Below are 17,287 nucleotides of genomic sequence, written 5' to 3'. Positions count from 1 at the left end.
GGGGGCCCCCCCCCCCCCCGGGGGGGGGGGGGGGGGGGCCACGGCTCTGCCGCGTTGCGCGTGCTCGGCGGGTGCGCGGGGGAGGGGGCGCGGGTTCGCGTCCGGTCGGCCGGGTCAGGCCCGGTCGAGCCCGGCCAGGGTGTCGCGCAGCCAGGCCAGCTCGGTTTCGGTGGTCGCGCGGGCGATCAGCAGCATCCCGCGCCGGAACGGGTCGTCGACCTCCTCGGCGCCCACCGGGCGCGCGCCGTCGTAGAAGAAGCTCGCCGGTTCGCTGAGGAAGGCGAGCCGGCGGCGCAGCACGGCGGCCTGTGCCGCCGGTTCGTCGTCGAGGTGCCGGAGGAACGCGAGCACGGTGAACCAGCGGTTCTCGTCGCTGATGTCCAGGTCCTCCGGGTCGCGGAGGCGGTCGAGCAGCGCGGCCCGGCCGGCCTCGGTGAGGTGGAGGGTGTGCCGGGGTGCGGCCGCGGTGCCCGGCTCGGGCGTGCGGACCAGCAGGCCGTCGGTCTCCAGCCGCTTGATCGCGGGATAGAGCGTGCCGTCGCTGATCGGCCGGACGTGTCCGGTGAGCGCGGCGAGGTGGCGGCGCAGCTCGTAACCGTGCAGTGGCCGGTCGCGGAGGAATCCGAGGATCGCGAGCTTCAGCATGGGGCCACTCTCTCAGATCGACCGTTGTATCTCGCTGTCGCTATACCTCGGCATCGAGGTATGGTCCTGCGGTCGCGGGAATCCGCGACGCGGACGCCGCGCGGTCGCCCCGTCGCCCCGCCGTGCCCTCGTCGCCCTGCGCCGCCCCGCTCCGCCCTGCCCCGAGAAGGAGTACGACCGTGCGTCAGGCCATCGTGACCTCGAACAAGGACCGGATCCGTTGGGTGGAGGTGTCCGGTGCCGAGCCGGCCCGGGTCTATCTGCACGGCCTCGGCGCCAGTTCGCCCGTCTACTTCGCCGCCGCCGCGGCGCACCCGCTGCTGGCCGGGCGCCGCTCGCTCCTGCTCGACCTGCTGGGCTTCGGTATCAGCGACCGGCCGGTCGACTTCCCGTACACACTGGAGGCCCATGCCGACGCGGTGGCGGCGGCGCTTCGTGAGGCCGGGGTGGCGGGCGTCGAGCTGGTCGGGCACAGCATGGGTGGCGCCGTGGCGACCGTTCTCGCGCACCGGCACCCCCGGCTGGTCGCGAACCTGCTGCTGGTCGACTCCAACCTCGACCCGAGTGTGCCGGTCCGCCGTCCGGGCAGCAGTGGGATCGCGACCTTCAGCGAGGAGGAGTTCCTGGCCGGCGGCCGGGAGGAGGTGGGCAGGTGGGTCGGGCCGCTCTGGTGGTCCACCATGCGGTTGGCCGGCCCCGAGGCCCTCCACCGCAGCGCGGTCCACTCCGTCCGGAACACCGTGCCGACCGTGCGGGAACTCCTGCTCGGCATGGACCTCCCGAGGACGTTCCTGTATCCGCGGAGCGACGGTGAACTGCCGGGTGCGGAGCGGCTGCGCGAGGCGGGGGTCGAGGTGGTGGCGATCCCGGACTGCGGTCACAACATCATGTTCGACAATCCGGAGGGCTTCGCGGTGGCCGCGTCCGCGGCGCTGGCACGTCGCGCCTGAGTGGCGGTCCGGGCCCCGGTGGCAGGCCGTGCCGGGGTGGCAGGTGGTGCCGGGGTGGCACGTCGCGCCTGAGTGGCAGGTCGCGTCTGAGTGGCGGTCCGGGCCCCGGTGGCAGGCCGTGCCGGGGTGGCAGGTGGTGCCGGGGTGGCAGGTCATGCCGGGGTGGCAGGCCGCGCCGCCCTGTGATGTCGTGCCACCCTGGCAGTCGGTGCCACTCGGCGGGGGTGGCCCGGTTCCCTTCCTTCGCCCCTGCCCCGGAGCGCCCACCATGCCGAACGCGATGCCGCCCACCATGCCGAACACCGTCCCGGATGCCGCTCCGCACGCCGCCACCCCGGGCGCTGCCCGGGACGTCGGACCGGACGCCGTTCCAGCCACGCCCGGTGCGGCGCCGATCCAGGTGCCGGCGGCGTTGGACGCCTCGCTGGCCGGCTGCCTCGGGGAGGCCGGTCGCCGCTGGTCGGCCCGGCTCCCGGCGCTCGCCGCCGAACTGATGGAGCGTTGGGGGCTGCGCCCTGCCGGTGCGCCCGCCCACGGAGCGGTCGGACTCGTCATCCCGGCGCTTCGCACGGACGGCACGCCCGTGGCGCTCAAGCTCCAGCCCGTGGACGAGGAGACCGCCGGTGAGCCGGTGGCCCTGGGTGCCTGGGGCGGGCGGGGCGCCGTCCACCTCCTCGCCCACGACCCGGCCACCGGTTCGATGCTGCTCGAACGCCTGGACCCGGACCGATCGCTGCACACCGTCGCGGACGACTCGGCCGCCCTGCGCGTCCTCGCCGAGTTGCTGGCCGGTCTGACCGAGCACCAGGCTCCGCCGGGACTGCGGCACTTGGCCGATGTCTCCGACGCGATGCTGGCCCTGGTCCCGGCGGCGCTCGGCGCCCTGGCCGACCCGGCCGACCGCCGGTCGGTCGCGGACTGCGCCGCCGCTCTCCGCGAGGTGCGGCCCGAGCCGGGCGACCGCCTGCTGCACTGGGACCTGCACTACGGCAATGTGCTGGCCCCACCGGGCTCCGACGGTCGCGCGCCCTGGCTGGCCATCGATCCGAAGCCGCTCGCCGGTGACCCGGGCTTCGAACTCCTGCCGGCCCTCCACAACCGTTGGGCCGACCTGGTCGCGACCGGTGACGTCCGGCGTGCCCTCCACCGCCGTTTCGACCTGATGACCGACGTCCTGGCCCTCGATCGGGCCCGGGCCGCCCGCTGGACCCTGGCGCGCGTCCTCCAGAACGCCCTCTGGGACGTCGAGGACGGTCGGACGGCTATCGCCCCCGCTCAACGTCTCGTCGCCGACGCCTTGTTGACCCGGTGAGCCCGAGGTGAAAGTCACCTCCGGGGATCAGTAGGATCCACCCGTCCTATGGGGAGGGGTCCGGCGTGGGTGCCGATTGGTGTGAGCGGTGTGAGATGTCCTGGTGCGATTGCCCGGCCGACGGGTCGACGCCGCGTCTCGATCGCGGCAGGGCCGAACTCGGTGCCGCCTGGGTGGGTTGGCCGCCCGGGGCGACGGCCATCGTCTCGCCCAGCGGCTACGCCCATCTCCCGGGGTGCTTCCACCTCACGGAGAGCATCCTCGCGGCGCCCCAGTACGGCTGGGTGACCGAGCCGGTGTCCGGCTACCACGTCACCCGTACGCAGCCCCTGCGCGCCACCGCCGGCAACCGCGACCGGGTCGCCACCAAGTCCTGTCCGTCCTGCTTCGACTGAGGCGGGCGCGAGGCGGGAGGCCCGAGCGGTGCGCGAGGCGGGCGAGGCGGGCGGGGGCGCTCGGGCGTGGTGGCCCGGGGCGCACCGCCGGCCAGCGCGCTCACCCCCGCAGCAGCACGAACCGCAAGGGCGTTCCCGGGCGGGCCTGGGCCGCGGCGGCGAGGTCGGCGGCCGGCACGACGCCCACGACGGGATAGCCGCCGGTGGTGGGATGGTCGGCCAGGAAGACCACGGGCCGACCGTCCGGGGGGATCTGGACGGCTCCCAACACCATTCCCTCGCTGGCGAGTTCGCCGTCGACGGCGCGGGCCACCGGGGGGCCCTCGGTGCGCAGCGCGATCCGGTTGCTGGCCGGTGCCACCCGGTAGTGGTCGTGGGCGAGCCGGGCGACCGAGCGCGGCGCGAACCAGTCCGCGCGCGGACCGAGCCGCAGTCGCAGCACCAGCTCCGTCGGGGGAGCGGGCAGCGGCACCAGATCGGGCGGTGGCAGCGGCAGTGGCAGCGGGCCGGGTACCGGTCGCCGGGGCGGGGGCGGCCCGACCGGCAGCACGTCGCCGGCGGTCAGTGGAGCCGGGCCGAGCCCCGAGAGCAGGTCGGCCGAGCGGCTGCCGAGCACCGGCGGCACGGCGATCCCGCCGGCCACCGCGAGGTAGCACCGCACGCCGTGGGTGGCGGCGCCGACCTCCAGCAGGGCCCCGTCGGGGACGGTGACGGGTGCGCCCCAGGCGGCGCTGCGCCCGTTCACCCGCACGGCGGCGGGCGCGCCGGTGACGGCGAGGACGACCGTTCCGCGCGCCCGTACGGCGACCCCGCCGAGTGTGGTCTCCAACGCGGCCGCGTCGGGCTCGTTGCCGACCAGGCGGTTGGCGGCACGCAGCGCCGGTACGTCGAGCGCGCCGGCCCGGGGGACGCCGAGGTGGGCGACGCCGCGCCGCCCGAGGTCCTGCACGGTGGTCAGTGGGCCGGGCCGGACGACCAGCAGCGCACGGCCGACCGGCGGTTCGGCGACGGCCGAGGGTCGACGCGCCGCCGTCACCGCGCGCCGTCCCGTACCGCGCTGAAGCGCACCCGCACACCCGGGGCCAGCAGGGCCGCCGGTTCGCGGGAGGCGTCCCAGAGGGGCAGGCTGGTACGGCCGAGCAGTTGCCAGCCGCCGGGGGAGGAGCGCGGGTAGACGCCGGTGTAGGGGCCGGCCAGGGCGACCGAGCCGGCCGGGACGGAGCTGCGGGGTGTGGCCCGGCGCGGTGCCTCGTACCGCTGCGGCAGGCCGGTGAGGTAGCCGAAGCCGGGGGCGAAGCCGCAGAAGGCGACCACGTACTCGGGCGCGGTGTGGATCCGGACGGCCGCCTCGGGCGAGACGCCCCAGAGCGCGGCCACCTCGGCGAGGTCGGCGCCGTCGTAGACGGTCGGCACGTCCAGCAGGGGGCCGGGGGCCGTGTCGGCGGCCGACGGGCGGGCGGTGCGCAGCAGGGCGGTCAGCGCCGGGACGTCGGTCACGCCGTCGAGCAGGACGGTCCGGGCGGCCGGGACGATCTCCTCCACGGTGGGCAGCCCGCCCGCCGCCTGCCGTTCGCGCAGCCAGCCGTACAGCGCGCCGACCTCGGCCGCCCCGGCGACCTCGACCAGCAGCGCGCGATCGCCCACCGGCCGGATCAGCGGCCCGCCGCTCACCCGGGCACCCCGGCCGTCGTCCTCGGGCGGCACCCACCCGCCGCCTGCGGGGCGCCACTTGCCACCGGCAGGGCTCCACCCGTCACGCGCGGGCCGCCGCTCGTCACGCGCGGGCCGCCACCCGTTGTACGAAGGCCGCCGCTCGTCACGCGAAGGGCTCCACCCGCACGCCCGCCGAGGCGAGCGCGCCGCGGATCCGCCAGGCGAGCTGGGCGGCCCCGGGCGTGTCCCCGTGCACGCACAGCGAGCGCGCCTCGACGCCGATCGGCTCGCCGCCGACGGCCTCGACCACCCCGTCCCGGGCCATCCCGACCGCCCGGGTGATGACCGTCTCGGGGTCCTGGATGACGGCGTCCGGTTCCCGGCGCGGGACCAGGGTGCCGGCCCAGGTGTAGGCACGGTCGGCGAACGCCTCGGTGACCACCGGCAGCCCGACGCCCTCGGCGACGGCCAGCAGCCGGGAGCCCGGCAGGCCGAGGACGGGCAGCGGGCCGTCGCAGACCGCCCCGGCCCGCAGTACGCCCGCGACCACGGCCTCGGCCTGTTCGGCGTCGGTCACTACCCGGTTGTAGAGGGCGCCGTGCGGTTTGACGTAGGAGACCCTGGAGCCGGCCGCGCGGGCGAACACCTGGAGGGCGCCGATCTGGTACGCGATCTCGTCGGCCAGCTCCTCCGGCGGGACGTCCATCGCCCGTCGGCCGAAGCCGGCCAGGTCGTGGTAGGAGACCTGGGCGCCGATCCGCACGCCGCGCTCGGCGGCCAGCGCGCAGACCCGGCGCATGGTGGACGGATCTCCGGCGTGGAAGCCGCAGGCGACGTTGGCGCTGGTCACCACGGAGAGCAGGGCCTCGTCGTCGGTCAGCGTCCAGCGTCCGAACCCCTCACCGAGGTCCGCATTGAGATCGATCACCGCATCGGCCACGCCCGTCCGCCTCCCAGCAGCTGTTGAGCCAGATCGTAGGGCCTGCGCGTGACGGCCGTCGCCGCCGCCCGATCGTGGCCCGGTCGCCGCCCGGTCACCGGCGTGCGCGGTGCCCGGGCGTTCCCCCGGACGGCTCAGCCGGCCAGGGCGGTCGTACCGGCGGGCCGTTCCAGCGGCCGGAGCAGCCGCAGCACGACGAGCAGCGGCAGCACCCCGACGATGCCGAACGACATGTCGATGAATCGCCAGTACAGCGGAATGCCCCGGAGCGGCCCGCAGACCAGTGCCAGCGGGATGACGCCCGCGCAGGCGAGGACCGCCCACCGGATCACCCAGACATTGCGCACCGGGTCCTTGATCGGCCCCCAGAACGCGGCCGCGATCACCAGGTGCGCGAACGCCAGCCAGTCGGTGCCGTAGGCGAGGAAGGGGTAGCGGGCGTTGGTGTCGGCGACGCCGTCGCGGGTCCGCTCGATCCACTCCCGCAGGGCCGGCAGGTGGTCGGTCACCGGGGCGGCGGGACCGGCCGTCCCACCTGCGCGGAACCGACTCTGGACCGATGAATTGAACGCGTTCAACTTGCCCCGGGGCGGCTGCGGCACGATCGGGCCGACGGGCTGCTCCACGACCCGGCCGACGAGCCGCTCCACGGCACCCCGCCCCGTGCACGCAGCAGGGCCCGGCGCCGTCGGAGTCCGTCCTCCCGGCGTCGGGCCCTGCTCACCGCGACCCTCAGGCGGTGTACGTGTACCGGTCGGCCGGGCCGGTCGCGCTGGTCCCGCCGGCGGTGGTCACCGTCACGTCGACCACGCCGGTGCCCGCAGGGGCGGTCGCCGAGCAGACCGTCGGACCGCAGGAGTGACGGGTGGCCGGCACCCCGCCGAAGAGCACCGTGCCGGAGGCCAGCCCGTTGCCCTGGACGTAGATCGTGGTGCCGCCGGCGGCCGGGCCGCCGGTGGTGGTCAGACCGGTTACCACCGGAGCGGCCGGTGCCGGGGGAGCCGCGCCGGTGTAGTCGAACGCGGCGGGCGCGGCCGCGGTGCCGCCCGGGGTGACCACGGTCACCGGCGTGCTGCCGCTGCCGCCGGGGGCGGTGACGGTGCAGGCGGTGCTGGTGCAGCTTCCGGTGGCGACGGCGTCGCCGAACAGGACGAAGCCGTTGTCCAGGTTGGTGCCGGTCAGCGTGACGGCGGTGCCGCCCGTGCCGGGGCCGGTCACCGTGCCGATGCCGGTCACCACCGGGGCGGCCTGGGTGACCGGGGCCTGCGGGCCGCTGCCGAGCAGGTAGGTCGAGACGTTGTCGGACGGGTTGACGTCGTTCCGGTTCGCGGCCGTGACCTTGATGGTCCCGCTCGGCCTGGTGCCGTGGGAGGCCACGTAGACCTTCATGAACTCGCTGCGCCCCGGAGCCCGGTTGCCGGTGAAGTAGGCGTCCAGTCGGCGGCCGTCGGGCGAGACCGTCTCGGTGAAGGTGTAGTCGGGGAACGAGGTGATCGACGCGCCGTTGGTGGTCAGGCCGGGCGGCAGTTCGACGGTGAGGTGGGTGGTGCCGGTGAGGTCGGCGGTGCCCGTGGAGGTCCAGGTCACCGAGAAGTTGGTGCTGTCGACCGGGAAGATCGGGTAGTTGCCGGCTTGGGTCACGCTGACGTTCGGGCCGGCGACCGCCGTGCGGGCGGTGGTCGCGGCGACGGGTGCGGCGGTGGTCGCGGCCTGGGCCGCGACGGTGCCGGCGGTGAGCGTGGCCACGGCCAGGGCGGCGGTCAGGCCGCCTCGTACCAGTCTGATGATCATATGAGGCATCATGGCGGTGCCGGCTTCGTCGCGCGGGCGTTTTCTCGAAAGCCGGTTCTCGTGGCCATGCTTCGAACGCTTTTGCGACCCGACCGAAAGGTCCGTTTCGGTCGATGTCGGTGCCTACCTCTAATCTTGTCCACCGTGACCGCCATCGCTGACCCGCCCACCGAGTCCGGGCTCCGGCCGCCCGCCGGGCCCGCCGCCACCGCGCGGCCCGCGCCCGGCCCCGCCGCCGACGAGGGCCTGGCCCGCCGGCTCAAGGCGCTGGCCTGCACGGCCCCGCTGCACGACCTGGACAGCCGCAAGGGCATGCTGGCCGGCGAGTACGGCGGCTACGCGATGGCCGAGGTCGGTCTCGCCGCGATCGACCTGGTCACCCTCAACATGGACTTCGACACCGGGGCCGACCGCGAGATAGTGCTCGCCCGGCTGCTGCCCCGGGTCGCCGCCCAGGCCGCCGCCCGGCCGACCGCCGAGCACGAGCGGGTCGCCCGCTGGGTGCTGGAGTCGCTGATCAACGTCGGCAGTGTCGACCGCGGGTTCCGCGCCGTCTACGGCACCTTCGGCCAGGACGGCGCGTACGTCCGCCGCGACTACGACTTCAAGCTGATCGAGGAGGTGCCCGGCCCCGACGGCGGCGTCTACCTGCGCACCACCGACGAGGCGGTCAACGTCCTGGTCGGAGCGCTCGACACCGACGTCACCTCCGCGCAGATCGCCGCCGAGGTCAAGCTGGAGGTGCTGATCCGGCGCGGCCGGCTGGCCGACGCCCAGCTCGCCGCCGAGCAGGCCCGCTACCGCACCGTCCAGTACGCCGAGACGCTGCGCCGGGCCCTGGACGCCACCCGGCGCAACGTCCGCGCCGTCGACTGGATGCAGGCCATCCCCGATCTGATCGACGAGGCGCTCGACCACATCGCCGACCGCTACCGGCACGAGAACGCGATTCTCACCAACATCCGCAAGGCCCGTGACGAGGCGGAGGAGCCCGAGCACAAGCGCCGCGCCGCCGAGCTGGTCGACATCGTCAAGGACTGCATCCGCCGCCACACCCAGCTGCAGACCCGCCTGCTGGAGGCCGGCCCGCTGTTCCGTGCCGAGCAGGACCGCCAGGCCTTCGCCGCCCCCGGTGCCCGCAGCGGCATCGACCTCTACGGGCAACTGCTGGCCCCCGTGCTCCGGCTGCCGGTCGAGCAGGCCGTCGGGCCCACCGGCGCGTTCTTCGCCCGCGGTACCGGTCTGCGCACGCCGGTCTCGGTCCGGGTCACCGACCTGGTCGACCTGCTGCTGACGCCACCGGTGGAGCGCGAGCACCTGGGCGCCGAGCTGCCCGACCCGGACCTCGTCGCCACCCCCGACGACAGCCGGTTCACGGAGGACCAGCTGGAGGCCGCGCTGCTGCTGCTCGACCTGCCGCCGGACGCGCCGCGCCGGCTCTCCGGACTGCTCGCCGAGGCCCGCGGGCAGGGCGGCCCGGACTTGGCGTACCTGGTCGCCCTGCTGGCCGTCCACGCCGCCAGCCCGCCGGTCGGCACCGCCTACCGCCAGGGCGAGGAGCGCCTGCTGTTCGCCGTGGACGACGGCACCGTGCTGCGGGACGAGCAGTTCGGTGGCGCCGACCTCATCGTCGGCAGCGCCCTGCTGGACGCCGCGGGCATGGCGGCCGACCGCAAGGACGCCAGTTGACGACCCGACAGCCGGTCCGCCCCCGGCGCCGCCGCCCACCGGCCGCCGGGCCCGCGTCGGCGCCCCGCCCCACCGCCGCGGTCGGCCCACCCGCCGCCCGCACCACCAGCACCGCCCGCACCACCAGCACCGCCCGCACCACCAGCACCGCCCGCACCACCAGCACCGCCCGCACCACCAGCACCCGCACCCGCAGCGACACCTTCGAGGAGCACCGCCCGTGACGACCCACCACGACACGTCCTGGGCGCCCGAGACCGAGCCCGCCGCCCCGGCCGCGATCACCCCGGCCGACGTCGCCGACGCCGCCCGGCTGGTCTCCTTCGGCCTGCAGGCCAAGCTGCTCCCCGCCCGCGACGCGGAGTACGCGGACCTGGTCCGCCGCCACCGCGAGGACCCGCCGTTCGCCCGTCTCGCCGACGCCGTCGCCACCGGGATGGGCCTGGTCGTCCTGGAGGTCTCCCCGCGCGCCGGCATGGCCGTCGCCGCCGCCGAGGACTCCGTCTTCGCCGTCCGGATGGGCGACTACTCGCGCCGCGCCGCCTCCGAGTCGACCGACCGCTTCCTGCACGGCCTGGCCCACCTCGCCGTCGCCGCGATGGCCTTCCCCCGCCCCGAGGACCTCGCCGACGACGGCTACCTCGGCCGGATCACCGTCAACGGCGTCGACGCCTTCGTCCGCCAGGCCTGCCGCCGGCTGGAGGAGCAGGCCGAGGCCGACGGCGCCAACACCGACCCGCAGAGCGACGCCCCCGGCCTGGAGGCCGCCTGGCGGGTCTGGGCCCGGCGCACCGCCACCGGCGCCACCAAGGACGCCCGCCGGCTCTCCGGCTCCACCATCGGCATCGTCGCCAAGGCCGTGATGTTCCTGGTCGACTCCGGCTTCCTGCAGAAGACCTCGGACGACGCCGGCGGCACCTACCGCACCACCGCCCGCTACCAGCTCCAGGTCCGTGACCTGGCCGGCAGCGCCGCGATGGCCGAGCTGCTCGACCTCGGCATCGTCCCGGTCTCCGACGGCACCGCGAGCCTGCTGCCCCCGGACACCGGGGACGAGCTGGTCGCCGACGCCGGTCTGCCGTTCCACTCGCTCTGACCCCGGGCCCCCACCCGGGGCGGTCGGCCACCCAGGACGGGCCGCCCGCGCCACCGCAGTCCCGATCCCCGCACTCCTGACCCACCCGCACTGGAGAACCGCCGCACATGTACGAGCTCAACCGGGTCCGCCTGTACTCGATCGGACCGGCCGGCGCCCGCTACGCCGACACGGTGCTCGACCTGCGCGGCGTGGGCGAGCCCGTCTCCGACCCGGCCCCCCAGCAGATCGGCCTGTTCGGCGAGGAGCCGGACGGTCCGGTCCGCCGGCCCGCCCCCGCCGGCGTGCTCTTCCTGGAGAACGGCGGCGGCAAGTCCGTCCTGCTCAAGCTGATCTTCTCGGTGATGCTCCCCGGCCACCGCAACACCCTCGGCGGCGCCAGCTCCGGCGTGCTGCGCAAGTTCCTGCTCGCCGACGACTGCGGCCACGTCGCCCTGGAGTGGCAGCACACCGTCACCGGTGAGCCGATCGTGGTGGGCAAGGTCAGCGAGTGGCGCGGCCGCCAGGTCTCCTCCGACCCGCGCAAGTTCGCCGAGACCTGGTACTCCTTCCGTCCCGGGCCCGGCCTGACGCTGGACTCGCTGCCGGTCGCCGAACGGGTGAGCCTGGCCGGCGACCAGAAGGCCCGCGGCCGCCGCCGCACCATGAAGGGCTTCCGGGACGCCCTCACCGAGGCCGGCAAGGCGCACCCGCACCTCGACCTGGTCTTCGAGGACGGCCACGACCGCTGGACGGAGCACCTCGGGGAGCTCGGCCTCGACCCCGAACTCTTCCGCTACCAGCGCGAGATGAACGCCGACGAGGGCGAGGCCGCCGGCCTGTTCGCGGTCAAGCACGACAGCGACTTCACCGACCTGCTGCTGCGCGCCGTCACCGACACCCGGGACACCGACGGCCTGGCCGACCTCGTCCACGGCTTCGCCGCCAAGCTCGGCCGCCGCTCCGAGCTCGGTGCCGAGCGCGACTTCACCGCCGGCTCACTGGAGCTGCTGGAGCGCATCGCCGAGGCCACCGTCGCCCGCGAGGGCGTCCGCGAGGCCCACCGCACCGCCGAGCGCCGCGCCCGCCGCCTCGCCCACGCCCTGACCTCCCGCGCCGCCGCGGAACGCGACCGCGCCCAGGACCTCGCGATCGAGGTCGCCGCCGCCGCGAGCGCCGTCACCGCCGCCGAGGCCGACCGCACCCGGCACACCCTGATCACCGCCGAGCTGACCCACCGGCACGCCACCCTCGGGCTGGCCGCGGCCACCACCGAGGCCGCCGCGCTGCGCCGCGAGCTCATCGACGCCCGCACCCTGCACGCCGCCTGGCAGGCCGCCGAGGCCGTGCTGCGCCAGCGCGCCGCCGCCGACCGGGTGACCCGGGTCGCCGCCGCGATCCGCGAGGCCGAGCTCGACGCCGCCCCCGCGCTCGCCGCCCGTTCCCGTGCCGCCGCCGCGCTGGCCCGCGCCCTGGAGAGCGCGGCCGTGGCCGCCGAGGAGCGCGCCGACACCGAGGAGGCGCGCGCCGGCGAGCTCCAGTCGGACGGTGCCAAGGCGCAGTCCGACGCCACCGAGGCGGCCACCGCCGCCCAGAAGGCCCGCAGCGAGTCCGACCACCTGCGCCAGCGCCTCGCCGAGGTGGAGCGGGAGACCGCCGCCGCGGTCGAGGCCGGCTGGATCGACCCCGGCAGTGCCGAGCCCGACCCGGCCCGCGCCGCGCTGCACGCCGCCGATGTGGAGAAGACCGCCGCCGCCGCCCTCGGGCAGGCCCGCGCGGTCGCCGAGGGCGCCGCCGCCCGGCTGCGCGAGGCCGCCGCCGCCACCGGCCGCGCCGAGCTCGCCGAGGCCCGCGCCACCGACGCCCGCAAGGCCGCCGCCCAGGCGCTCGCCACCGAGCGGCGCACCGCCGCCCTGCTCGCCACCGAGCCCCGGCTGGCCGACCTGCTCTCCCTCACCCCCGCCTCCACCGAGTGGAGCGAGGACGGGTCGGACGCCGACGAGGCGGCCGGCTTCCTCACCCCGGCCGTCCTCGACCGCTCCGCCGAGGCGCTGCGCGAGCTGCTCGACGAGGCCATCGCCACCGCCGAGCGCACCCTGTTCGACCTGCGCACCGCGGCCGCCGACGACTCCCGGATCCTGGCCGCGCTCGGCGACGGCGGCCTGCTGCCGCCCGGCCCGGACGTGCTCGCCACCGTCGAGTACCTCGCCGAGCACGGCATCCCCGCCCTGCCCGGCTGGCGCTACCTCGCCCAGTCGGTCGACCCGGCGGACCACGAGGCGATCCTGGCGGCCCGGCCCGAACTGGTCGACGGCGTGGTGATCACCGACCCCCACTCGCTCGACCGGGCCCGCGAGACGCTGCGGGCCGCCGCGCTGCTGCCGCGCTCCACCGTCGCCGTCGGCGCCGCCGCCGCGCTGATCGCGCCGATCACCGACGAGCCCGCCTTCTTCCTCGTCCCGCCGAACCCGGCCATGCACGACGAGACCGCCGCCGACGGCGAGCGCCGCGAGCTGCGCTCCCGCGCCACCGCCCGCGAGGAGCACATCCGCGAGCTGGCCGGCCGGCTCGGCGGCGACCGCGCCCTCGCGGCCCGCCTCGCCTCCTGGCACGCGAGCTGCCCGCCGGGCACCCTCGCCGAGCTGTCCGAGGCCGCCGAGACCGCCCGCGAGCACGCCGAGCAGGCCGCCGCCGCGCTCGCCACCCTGCGCGCCGACCACGACGAGGCCGAGACCGACCACGCCGCCGCGGCCCGGGCCCACGAGGAGCAGCGCGAGGCCGCCCAGCAGGCCCGGCGGCGCGCCGACGCCCTGGAAGGCCTGGCCTTCCGGCTGCGCGAGCGACCCGGCTGGACGCGGAGCCTGCGCGAACTCGCCGAGGACGCGACCGAGTGCGACCGCCGCCAGGCGCAGTGCGCCGAGCGGGCCCGCACCTGCGACGAGGACCGCCGCGCCGCCCAGCGCGCCGCCGACGACGCCCGCCGCACCGCCCGCACCCTGCGCGCCGAGCGCGCCGAGATCCCCGCCGCCGAGCAGACCGACGAACCCGAGGGCGCCGCCCCCACCGCGCTGCCCGCCCTGCGCGAGGCCTACCGCGCCGCCTCCCAGCTCTACGAGAAGGTCGGCGTCGGGGCCGACCTGCGCGCCGAGCAGGCCCGCGCCGAGGGGGACGAGGCCGCCGCCGCGACCGAGCTGGACCGGCTCACCAACAAGGTCCGCACCCGCGCCGAGGAGCTGCTGGGCAGCCCCGACGGCGCCGACGGCCCGGCCCGCCAGGCCGCCGCCGCCCGCGCGGAGGAGCTGGTCGCCACCATCGAGGCCCGCTCCGCCGCCGCCAGCGAGCAGCTCGGCCGGCTGCGCGGCGAGGCCGAGCGCTCCGCGCCCGCCGACGGCGAGGCCCACACCGAGCTGCCCGAGGACCTCGTCCCCACCGACCCCGAGCACGCCCAGGCCCTGCTGCGCACCGCCACCACCCGGCTGGCCGAGCGCCGCGAGAGCGTCGACACCGCCCGCACCGCCCACACGGACCTGCAGCGCACCTTCGACGCCGCGCAGGCCGCCGCCGCCGACTTCGACGAGCACGCCGGGCAGCTGCGCGACGGCCTGCGCGAGCAGCAGGAGGAGGACGGCCGCCCGGTCGAGCCCTACCTCGGCCCGCTCGCCGAGGCCCGCACGGCCGCCACCGACGCCCGGCGCGCGCTGCGCACCGCCGCCGGCGAGCTGTCCTCCGCCGAACTCGCCGTCCGCGACGCCTCCGACGCGCTCGTCCGGCACGCCAACGCCGCCCGCTACGAGGCCGTCCGCACCCCGGCCCGCCAGCAGATCCGCGAACTGCCCGCCGCCGCCCTGCCCGACCACGCCGCCGCCTGGGCCACCGCCTTCGCCCCCCGGCTGCGGGTGCTCACCGACGAGCTCGCCCAGCTGGAGCGCAACCGGGGCTCGATCGTCGACCGGCTGCGCGGCCTGGTCGAGTCCTCGCTCACCACGCTGCGCGCCGCCCAGCGGCTCTCCCGGCTGCCCGAAGGACTGGGAGAGTGGTCCGGCCAGGAGTTCCTCCGGATCCGCTTCGAGGACCCGGACCACGCCACCCTGGTCGAGCGCCTGGGCGAAGTGATCGACGACGCGACCCGCGCCGCCGTCAAGAAGAACAGCGACCTGCGCCGCGACGGCATGTCCCTGCTGCTGCGCGGTGTCGCCGCCGCGATCGGCCCGCGCGGCGTGAGCGTGGAGATCCTCAAGCCGGACGCGGTGCTGCGGGCCGAGCGGGTGAGTGTCGGCCAGATGTCCGACGTCTTCTCCGGCGGGCAGCTGCTCACCGCGGCCATCGCGCTGTACTGCACGATGGCCGCGCTGCGCGCCAACGACCGGGGCCAGTCGCAGCTGCGGCACGCCGGCACGCTCTTCCTGGACAACCCGATCGGCCGCGCCAACGCCACCTACCTGCTGGAGCTGCAGCGGGCGGTCGCCGACGCGCTCGGGGTCCAGCTGATCTACACCACCGGCCTGTTCGACACCACCGCGTTGGCCGAGTTCCCGCTGGTCATCCGGCTGCGCAACGACGCCGACCTGCGGGCGGGGCTGAAGTACATCTCGGTGGAGGAGCACCTGCGTCCCGGCCTGCCCGCGCCGCAGGACCCGGACGGTCCGGCCGTGCACGGCGAGATCACCGCGACCCGGATGTTCAAGCGCCCCGCGGAGGCCGCCGCCCCGGCGTGACGCGGCGGTGCCCGTCCCCTCTACCGTGAGGGCCATGCTGACGATCGCTCACTTCAGTGACATCCACATCGGCCAGGAACGGCGCGGGGACGGCGGCGCCCGGGCGTACCGGCGGGCCGAGCGCGTGATGGCGTACCTCGACGCCCTGCCCGGCCCGCTGGACGCCGTCCTGGTGACCGGTGACCTCGCCGACCACGGACTGCCGGGCGAGTACCGGAGGGTGGCCGAGGTACTGGCCTCCCGCCACCCGGTGCTCAGCTGTCCCGGCAACCACGACGTCCGCGCGGCCTACCGGGAGGTCCTGCTGGCCGAGGCGCCCGCCGAGGGGCCGGTCAACCGGTTGCACCCGCTGCCCGGCGCCGACCTGCTGCTGCTCGACTCCTCGATCCCCGGCCGGGCCGACGGCCTGCTCGACGAGGAGACCCTGGCCTGGCTGGAGAGCACGCTCGCCGCGGGCCGCCCGGAGCGGCCGGCGCTGGTGGCCTTCCACCACCCCCCGGTGGTCCTCCACCTGCCGACCGTCGACCCGATCCGCCAGTTCGGCGAGCGGCGCCTCGCCGAGGTGCTGGGCCGCCACCCCCGGGTGGCCGCCCTGCTCTGCGGGCACGCCCACACCGGTGCGGCCACCACCTTCGCCGGGCTGCCGGTGCTGGTCGCGCCCGGTGTGGTGTCCACCGTCACCCTGCCCTGCGAGGGCGGTCCCGGGATCACCTTCGACCAGCCGCCGATGCTCGCCTTCCACGTCCTGGACGACGAGGGCCGGCTCACCACGCACTACCGGGCGGTCGTCCCGGCCTGACCCCGGTGGGGCGCCGCCGGCCGCGGCCCGGCCTGCGGGTACGCGGGGGGCACGCGCGGCGGCGGCGGTGCCGCCGGGTTCGGCGGCCCGGCCGGGCGAGGTCCCGGCCGGGCCCCGGCGGGCGCCCGGCTGCCGGCCATCGGCGAGGCGGCGTTCGGCCCGCGCATCCGCTGGGCGGCGACCTGGCGCGAGATCAGGATCTCCAGCAGGCACCACATGGTGCCGAACACGCCGAGGCCCATCGCCATCAGCGCCGGTGTCATCAGCCAGCTGTCCGCGTACGAGCCCAGGGCCGCGACCACCAGGCCGACCAGGGTGAAGGACAGGCAGAGCACCGCCCGGACGGCGGCGGCGCGCACCTCGTCGGGAAGGCGACGGCGGCGACGGCGTGCGGATGGCATCGGGCGACCCCCAGGCGCGCTCACGACGGTGGGACGGGCGCGCCGGAACGCGCCCCTGTGCACCACTCTGCCCCGCCGAACCGGGAGTATGCGCAGGAATCAGCCGAACTGCCGTCAAATCGTGTGATCTGTAACGGAAACCGCGCCTCGGGGGCGGTCTCACCCGAGCTGCTGGTTGAGCTCCTCCAGCGCACCCTCGGCGATCGTGCGCATCGCCCGCTCGGCGTGCGCCGCGTCCCCAGCGCAGATCGCCTCCGCGACCTCGCGGTGCAACCGGATCGCGTACGGCTCGGGCTGATGAGGCATCAGATGGTACTCCGTGCGGCCGGTGAGCACCGCGCCGACGGTGTCCCCGAGGTGCGCGAACATCTCGTTGCCGGAGGCCTTCAGGACGGTGGCGTGGAAGGCGATGTCGTGCCGGAGGAAGGCGGCCAGGTCGGCGGCCCGGGCCGTCATCGTCAACTCCCCCGCGAGGGTGAGGAGTTCACGGCGCTCGTCGTCACTGGCGTGCCGGGCGGCGAGCGCGGCCGCGGCCGGCTCCACCGCGACCCGCAGCGAGCCGAGCGAGCGCAACTGCGCCGGGCGGTCGGCACCGGCCAGCCGCCAGCGGATCACCAGCGGGTCGAAGACGTCCCAGTCGGACTTCGGCTGGACGGTGATGCCGACCCGGCGCCGGGAGGCGACCAGCCGCATTCCCTCCAGGATCCGCACGGCCTCCCGGACCACCGTCCGCGACACCCCGTACCGCTGCTCCAGCTCCTCGGCGCGCAGGACCGCCCCCTCGGGGATCTCACCGGAGGCGATGGCCGGTCCGAGGTCGGCGAGCAGTCGGCCGGGCAGCCCCTGGATCTCCATCCGTCCAGCCTAGAGGGCCCGGGTGGGCCGCTCTCCGGTCGGCCCCCGCGAATCGCAAAAGTATGAC

16 protein-coding genes are annotated in these 17,287 nt (G+C 76.2%); 8 read left to right on the top strand and 8 right to left on the bottom strand.

Annotated features, from left to right (window positions below; translation table 11 throughout):
* Positions 1-114: 114 nt before the first annotated feature.
* Entirely contained in the window at positions 115-645 is a 531-nt protein-coding gene (locus ACFXHB_RS35290) for a PadR family transcriptional regulator (RefSeq protein WP_380579469.1), read from the bottom strand.
* Between the two features lie 179 nt (positions 646-824).
* On the opposite strand from ACFXHB_RS35290, the gene ACFXHB_RS35285 reads away from it, so the two are divergent.
* The 3 genes from ACFXHB_RS35285 (at position 825) to ACFXHB_RS35275 (ending at position 3,302) form a co-directional block, all read left to right on the top strand.
* Positions 825-1,595, top strand: coding sequence for an alpha/beta fold hydrolase (locus ACFXHB_RS35285; protein WP_380579467.1), 771 nt, complete (start codon positions 825-827; stop codon positions 1,593-1,595).
* Positions 1,596-1,863: 268 nt separating this feature from the next.
* Positions 1,864-2,907, top strand: coding sequence for an aminoglycoside phosphotransferase family protein (locus tag ACFXHB_RS35280; RefSeq protein ID WP_380579465.1), 1,044 nt, complete (start codon positions 1,864-1,866; stop codon positions 2,905-2,907).
* Between the two features lie 173 nt (positions 2,908-3,080).
* A complete protein-coding gene (locus ACFXHB_RS35275) occupies positions 3,081-3,302 on the top strand; it encodes a hypothetical protein (RefSeq protein ID WP_380579463.1) in 222 nt (73 codons plus the stop codon).
* Between the two features lie 100 nt (positions 3,303-3,402).
* On the opposite strand, the gene ACFXHB_RS35270 is transcribed toward ACFXHB_RS35275, so the two are convergent.
* The 5 genes from ACFXHB_RS35270 to ACFXHB_RS35250 all read right to left on the bottom strand — a co-directional run bounded on the left by ACFXHB_RS35270 (position 3,403) and on the right by ACFXHB_RS35250 (position 7,686).
* Positions 3,403-4,338: a biotin-dependent carboxyltransferase family protein gene (locus ACFXHB_RS35270; protein ID WP_380579461.1), complete on the bottom strand. Its 936-nt coding sequence runs from the start codon at positions 4,336-4,338 to the stop codon at positions 3,403-3,405.
* Positions 4,335-5,006 carry a 5-oxoprolinase subunit PxpB gene (gene pxpB, locus ACFXHB_RS35265; protein ID WP_380579459.1) on the bottom strand — a complete coding sequence of 224 codons (672 nt, stop codon included), beginning with the start codon at positions 5,004-5,006 and terminating at the stop codon, positions 4,335-4,337. Before pxpB ends, ACFXHB_RS35270 begins: the two co-directional genes overlap by 4 nt.
* A gap of 112 nt (positions 5,007-5,118) precedes the next feature.
* Positions 5,119-5,895, bottom strand: a complete 777-nt coding sequence (locus tag ACFXHB_RS35260; protein WP_380579457.1) for a LamB/YcsF family protein — start codon at positions 5,893-5,895, stop codon at positions 5,119-5,121.
* 134 nt (positions 5,896-6,029) lie between these two features.
* Positions 6,030-6,404: a hypothetical protein gene (locus tag ACFXHB_RS35255; RefSeq protein ID WP_380579455.1), complete on the bottom strand. Its 375-nt coding sequence runs from the start codon at positions 6,402-6,404 to the stop codon at positions 6,030-6,032.
* 223 nt (positions 6,405-6,627) lie between these two features.
* Positions 6,628-7,686 carry an IPT/TIG domain-containing protein gene (locus tag ACFXHB_RS35250; RefSeq protein ID WP_380579453.1) on the bottom strand — a complete coding sequence of 353 codons (1,059 nt, stop codon included), beginning with the start codon at positions 7,684-7,686 and terminating at the stop codon, positions 6,628-6,630.
* A 144-nt stretch (positions 7,687-7,830) separates the two neighbouring features.
* On the opposite strand from ACFXHB_RS35250, the gene ACFXHB_RS35245 reads away from it, so the two are divergent.
* From ACFXHB_RS35245 to ACFXHB_RS35225, 5 genes are all read left to right on the top strand, one after another.
* Positions 7,831-9,375: a hypothetical protein gene (locus ACFXHB_RS35245; RefSeq protein ID WP_380579451.1), complete on the top strand. Its 1,545-nt coding sequence runs from the start codon at positions 7,831-7,833 to the stop codon at positions 9,373-9,375.
* Positions 9,372-9,599 carry a hypothetical protein gene (locus ACFXHB_RS35240; protein ID WP_380579449.1) on the top strand — a complete coding sequence of 76 codons (228 nt, stop codon included), beginning with the start codon at positions 9,372-9,374 and terminating at the stop codon, positions 9,597-9,599. The genes ACFXHB_RS35245 and ACFXHB_RS35240 overlap by 4 nt, the downstream gene beginning before the upstream one ends.
* Positions 9,596-10,471, top strand: coding sequence for a hypothetical protein (locus ACFXHB_RS35235; RefSeq protein ID WP_380579447.1), 876 nt, complete (start codon positions 9,596-9,598; stop codon positions 10,469-10,471). The genes ACFXHB_RS35240 and ACFXHB_RS35235 overlap by 4 nt, the downstream gene beginning before the upstream one ends.
* 107 nt (positions 10,472-10,578) lie before the next feature.
* Positions 10,579-15,165 carry a hypothetical protein gene (locus ACFXHB_RS35230; protein ID WP_380579445.1) on the top strand — a complete coding sequence of 1,529 codons (4,587 nt, stop codon included), beginning with the start codon at positions 10,579-10,581 and terminating at the stop codon, positions 15,163-15,165.
* Positions 15,166-15,199: 34 nt separating this feature from the next.
* The gene (locus ACFXHB_RS35225) at positions 15,200-15,964 is read left to right on the top strand and encodes a metallophosphoesterase (protein WP_380579443.1); all 765 of its coding nucleotides are present in this window, start codon (positions 15,200-15,202) and stop codon (positions 15,962-15,964) included.
* Here ACFXHB_RS35225 and ACFXHB_RS35220 read toward each other — a convergent pair.
* Both ACFXHB_RS35220 and ACFXHB_RS35215 read right to left on the bottom strand, forming a co-directional pair.
* Positions 15,940-16,365, bottom strand: a complete 426-nt coding sequence (locus tag ACFXHB_RS35220; protein WP_380579441.1) for a hypothetical protein — start codon at positions 16,363-16,365, stop codon at positions 15,940-15,942. The two genes, ACFXHB_RS35225 and ACFXHB_RS35220, sit on opposite strands and share 25 nt — an antisense overlap.
* Before the next feature lie 159 nt (positions 16,366-16,524).
* Complete coding sequence (locus ACFXHB_RS35215) at positions 16,525-17,220, bottom strand: FadR/GntR family transcriptional regulator (RefSeq protein ID WP_380579439.1); 696 nt, start codon at positions 17,218-17,220, stop codon at positions 16,525-16,527.
* Positions 17,221-17,287 lie beyond the last annotated feature (67 nt).

It is taken from the genome of Kitasatospora sp. NPDC059327, assembly GCF_042752535.1.
Classification (GTDB): Bacteria; Actinomycetota; Actinomycetes; order Streptomycetales; family Streptomycetaceae; genus Kitasatospora.
This window is presented reverse-complemented; position numbering and strand designations above follow the sequence as displayed.